Origin of the sequence: Microcoleus sp. ARI1-B5, assembly GCF_036705795.1 — a bacterium.
In the GTDB taxonomy this organism is placed as follows: Bacteria; Cyanobacteriota; Cyanobacteriia; order Cyanobacteriales; family Microcoleaceae; genus Microcoleus.
This window is the reverse complement of the sequence record NZ_JAUBVK010000067.1, coordinates 1-5257: the sequence shown is the minus strand read 5'-3', so window position 1 is coordinate 5257 and position 5257 is coordinate 1. Positions and strand designations below refer to the sequence as shown.

The 5257-nt window shown below is 44.6% G+C and carries 4 protein-coding genes; all 4 read left to right on the top strand.

Annotated features, from left to right (window positions below):
- Positions 1-147 precede the first annotated feature (147 nt).
- The 4 genes from QUB63_RS34795 (at position 148) to QUB63_RS34780 (ending at position 5083) form a co-directional block, all read left to right on the top strand.
- Positions 148-312 (top strand): hypothetical protein, encoded by a 165-nt coding sequence (locus QUB63_RS34795; RefSeq protein ID WP_332949946.1) that lies wholly within the window; start codon positions 148-150, stop codon positions 310-312.
- A 173-nt stretch (positions 313-485) separates the two neighbouring features.
- Complete coding sequence (locus tag QUB63_RS34790) at positions 486-1826, top strand: leucine-rich repeat domain-containing protein (protein ID WP_332949945.1); 1341 nt, start codon at positions 486-488, stop codon at positions 1824-1826.
- A 128-nt stretch (positions 1827-1954) separates the two neighbouring features.
- Positions 1955-3754 carry a leucine-rich repeat protein gene (locus tag QUB63_RS34785; RefSeq protein WP_332949944.1) on the top strand — a complete coding sequence of 600 codons (1800 nt, stop codon included), beginning with the start codon at positions 1955-1957 and terminating at the stop codon, positions 3752-3754.
- 120 nt (positions 3755-3874) lie between these two features.
- Entirely contained in the window at positions 3875-5083 is a 1209-nt protein-coding gene (locus tag QUB63_RS34780) for a leucine-rich repeat domain-containing protein (protein ID WP_332949943.1), read from the top strand.
- Positions 5084-5257 lie beyond the last annotated feature (174 nt).

The window sequence follows — 5257 nt, the reverse complement described above, 5'->3', positions numbered from 1 at the left end:
GCACGCTTATGCAAACTTGCCTGCACAAGTCTGTATTTTTATTAGTTGGGTTATGTCATTAAGTTGGCACAGAAGGTTAATGCGTTCTTTCTATTTGACCTCCTATCCTATAAATCACGCAGATGAAATTATTAGGAACAACCAACTATGCCTTCTGAAATAACTTTTGGAAAAACAACTTCTTCTATAAGTCCCTACATTGAAAATGAGTTGGATGTCAAACCTATCGCGACCATCCCAACTGATATTGCATTCCAGGCAGACCTTAATAGCAAAGGTTTTGCAGATGCTCCTAGAAAATGGGCATACTGAGCTCATGTTGGAACAGTTTACACCATAAGCTATTTAGGATAAAAGCCATGAACCAAAAACTCTCTGTTAATACCAAGGGTTTGTACCACGGTTTCAATAACGTCGGGCTAAAGTCAACTAAAGTGTTGGCGATATCTTTACTTTTGACATCTACCACATTTTAGGAGATGCTAATGAATTACTCCCAATTGATGAAATTGACTTCGATAGGATTGGTCAGCATTCTGTTACTGGGAATATGGGGTCAGTCGCAAATTAGTAGAAATGAACTTTTCTCATGGCTCGTGCCTAAACAACGGGGCGATAGTGAACGGACATTTGCTAATTGGTGTCGCAAAAAGGCTTCTTTGAGTCCTGAAACTAAACATACTATTGAGGTGTTGTTGAAGAAAGCGGGAACTACTGAGTGCAAGGCAGCCGCTCAGAAACTTTCGAGTCTCACGAAACTAAAGCTCGACAAAAATCAAATCCGTGACATCAAACCGCTAGCATCTTTGACTAACCTGACTTTCCTCTCCCTCGACAACAATCAAATCAGCGACATCAAACCGCTAGCATCTTTGACTCACCTGGATTGGCTTTCCCTCGACAACAATCAAATCAAGGACATCAAACCGCTAGCATCTTTGACTAAACTGACTGTGCTCTCCCTCACCCACAATCAAATCAAGGACATCAAACCGCTAGCATCCTTGATTACATTAACTCACCTCTGGCTCGACAAAAATCAAATCCGTGACATCAAACCGCTAGAATCCTTGACTAAACTGAATTACCTCTCCCTCAACAGCAATCAGCTTGGGGATATCAAACCGCTAGAATCCTTGACTAAACTGAATTACCTCTCCCTCAACAGCAATCAGATCGGGGATATCGAACCGCTAGAATCCTTGACTAAACTGAATTACCTCTCCCTCGACAGCAATCAGATCGGGGATATCCAACCGCTAGAATCCTTGACTAAACTGAATTACCTCTCCCTCGACAGCAATCAGATCGGGGATATCCAACCGCTAGCACGCTTGACTAAACTGACTTCGCTCTCCCTCGACAACAATAAAATCAGTGACATCAAACGGCTAGCATCCTTGACTAACCTGAATTGGCTCAACCTTAACAACAATAAAATCAGTGACATCAAACCGCTAGCATCCTTGACTAACCTGACTAGGCTCAACCTTAACAACAATAAAATCAAGGACATCAAACCGCTAGCATCTTTAGGGGTCTCCCATAATTCTTGTGGGGTAGACATCCTGGCTCCCGTTAAAAGGCTTTTTGGGAGATGTTTCTTGACTAACCTGACTGTACTCGATCTCCAAAACAATCTTCTGGGCGACATCAAACCGCTAGCATCTTTAACTAACCTGACCGATCTCAACCTCAACAACAATCAAATCAAGGACATTAAACCGCTAGCATCCTTGACTAAACTGACCGATCTTTACCTCAGCGGAAATTCGAGCGCACCCAAGACTTGTCCTCTTTCGCCAGAGTCTATCTGTAATTGGTAACAAGAACCTAGCTCTTAAAACTTGAGAGTTCAGAAAATTAAACTATCCTGATTTAGGTGCAAGGGTTACAAGCTATAGGTTTGGAAAAGTGGTCACAATAAAATGAATATTACTGAGAGCTAAAGGATATGACCCGAAAAGAAGCGGTGCGACTAATTGAATGGGCTGCTGAGAAAAAATTGAAGGAACTGGATTTGTCTGAATTGGAGTTGGAGGAATTGCCGCTGGAGATTGTCAAGTGTACGCATCTGAGAAAGCTGGACCTCTATGACAATGAGATTCGCTCCATTCCAGACGTGATCGGACAACTGTCCAATCTTGAATCGCTTTCCCTTAATAACAATAAGATTAGCTCCATTCCAGACGTGATCGGACAACTGTCCACTCTTAAATTGCTTTCCATTGAGAACAATCAGATTACCTCCATCCCAGGAGCCATCGGCAAGCTGTCCAATCTTGAAGCGCTTTACCTCGATTACAATCAAATTACCTCCATCCCAGAAGCCGTCGGCAAACTGTCCAATTTGAGATGGCTTTTTTTGGAGGGCAATCACATTACAACCATTCCAGATGTGATCGGGCAACTGTCCAATCTCACAGAGCTTTACCTCAATAGCAATGAGATTACCTCCATTTCAGATGCGCTCGGGCAACTGTCGAATCTGAAAATTCTTGCCCTCATTAGCAATGAGATTCGCTCCATCCCAGAGACACTCGGGCAACTGTCGAATTTAAAAACGCTTTGCCTCAATAACAATAAGATTATCTCCATCCCCGAGTCACTCGGACAACTGTTAAATTTGAGATGGTTTATACTCAATAACAATCAGATTATTTCCATCCCAGAGGCACTCGGGCAACTGTCGAACCTGACAAAGCTTGACCTTAGTTATAATCAGATTCGCTCCATCCCAGAGGCAATCGGGCAACTGTCGAGTCTTACAAAGCTTTACCTCAATAACAATCAGATTACCTCCATCCCAGAGGCACTCGGGCAACTGTCGAACCTGACAGAGCTTGATCTCAATAACAATCAGATTCGCTCCATCCCAGAGGCAATCGGGCAATTGTCGAATCTAACAGAGCTTTACCTCTGGAGCAATCAGATTACCTCTATCCCAGAGGCAATTGGGCAACTGTCAAATCTGACAAAACTTTGGCTCGGAGACAATCAGATTACAGCTATCCCAGAAGCCATCGGCAAACTGTCAAATCTAACAGAGCTTTCCCTCAGGAGCAATCAGATTACAGCTATCCCAGAAGCCATCGGCAAACTCTCGAATCTGAAATGGCTTTCTCTCTGGAGCAATCAGATTACAGCTATCCCAGACGGGATCGGGCAGCTGTCGAATCTACCAGAGCTTTACCTTAATGACAATCAGATTACAGCTATCCCAGAAGCCATCGGCAAACTCTCGAACTTAACCTGGCTTGACCTCAGTGAGAATCAGATTACAGCCATCCCAGCTGCGATCGGCAAACTCTCGAACTTAACTTGGCTTTACCTCAATGAAAATCAGATTACAGCCATCTCAGATGCGATCAGGCAACTGTCGAATCTGACAGAGCTTGAGCTTAATGACAATCAAATTACAGCTATCCCAGAAGCCATCAGCAAACTCTCGAACTTGACATGGCTTGACTTCAGTGAGAATCAAATTACAGCCATCCCAGATGCGATCGGGCAATTGTCGAATCTGACAAAGCTTTACCTCAATGACAATCAAATTACAGCTATCCCAGATGCGCTCGGGCAATTGTCGAATCTAACAGAGCTTTACCTCAAAAATAATCAGATTACCTTTATTCCAGAGACGCTTGCGCAACTGTCCAATCTGACAGAGCTTCGGATTACAGGAAATCCGATTACCTCTACCTCTATCCCTGAAGGGGTTAGACAACTGTCAAAACTGACAATATATAAGTAAGCTAAGGAATCGGTAGCGGTTGCAAGTCCTAGGCGGGGAAAGTGTCGTTTCCTGATGTGGTTTCAAAGGTTAGAAGCTGTAGGCGGGAAAATATATAAAAATCCACAGAGGTTATTCCCTATGATTTCATCAGTCCTTGTTTTCATGTTGGTGGTATCGAGTCAGTCGGAAAATAGTAGAAATGCACCTTCCTCATGGGTCGTGCAGAAACAACGGGACGATAGTGGACGGACATTTGATGATTGGTGTCGCCAAAAGGCTTCTTTGAGTCCTGAAACTAAACATACTGTTGAGGTATTGTTGGAGAAAGCGGGAACTACTGAGTGCGAGGCGGCGGATCGACAACTTTCGAGTCTCACGGAACTCAACCTCTACAACAATCAAATCAGCGACATCAAACCGCTAGCATCCTTGACTAAACTGACCGAGCTCTCCATCGACAACAATCAAATCAGCGACATCAAACCGCTAGCATCCTTGACTAACCTGACTAGGCTCTCCCTCGACAACAATCAAATCAGCGACATCAAACCGCTAGCATCCTTGACTAACCTGACTTCGCTCTACCTCGACAACAATCAAATCAGTGACATTAAACCGCTAGCATCCTTGACTAACCTAGATTGGCTCAACCTCGACAACAATAAAATCAGCGACATCAAACTGCTAGTATCCTTGACTAACTTACGTTGGCTCTACCTCGATGGCAATCAAATCAAGGACATCAAACCGCTAGCATCTTTGACTCACCTGACCGAGCTCTACCTCGAAAACAATAAAATCAGTGACATCAAACCGCTAGCATCCTTGACTAACCTGACTCTGCTCTCTCTCTACAACAATCAAATCAGCGACATCAAACCGCTAGCATCCTTGACTAACCTGACTGTGCTCTCCCTCTACAACAATCAAATCAGCGACATCAAACCGCTAGCATCCTTGATTAACCTGACTGCACTCGACCTCGACAAGAATCAAATCAGCGACATCAAACCGCTAGCCCCGACATCACCTATCACACAAACCCGCCTCACTTCTCGCCATGACCTAAAACACATCGCGGAGAAACTGGCTGTTCCTTCACGATCGCATCCACTTGCTGGTTTCTGGAAAAATGGCGATTGCTCCCATGACTTTGGGTTAGCAATTGCTCCCGCATGGGAAGGTCTCTACTCAATTTCGTTTTGTGGCCCTGGTGGGTGCTTTGTGCCAGGTACTTATCGGCCCAATAGTCCCATAGTCGGCGACCGAAGTTATCATGTAGTTAACAACAATACAATTGATGTTGATGGGCGTAACGGCTTCACTCGCTACATTCGCTGTCCATAACGCTAAGAGCCGTCAACAACGGGCTAACAAGTCGCTGCACACCGACAACCTACAGCTTTGGTCGCAAGCTCCCTGCGCTTCCGGTTGGGGGTGAGCTCTGGCTTTAGGTTGCCAAATGCCGATCGTGTACTGGGGTCGATCGCAGCTAGCTACAGAAAACCGAAAACTAATATC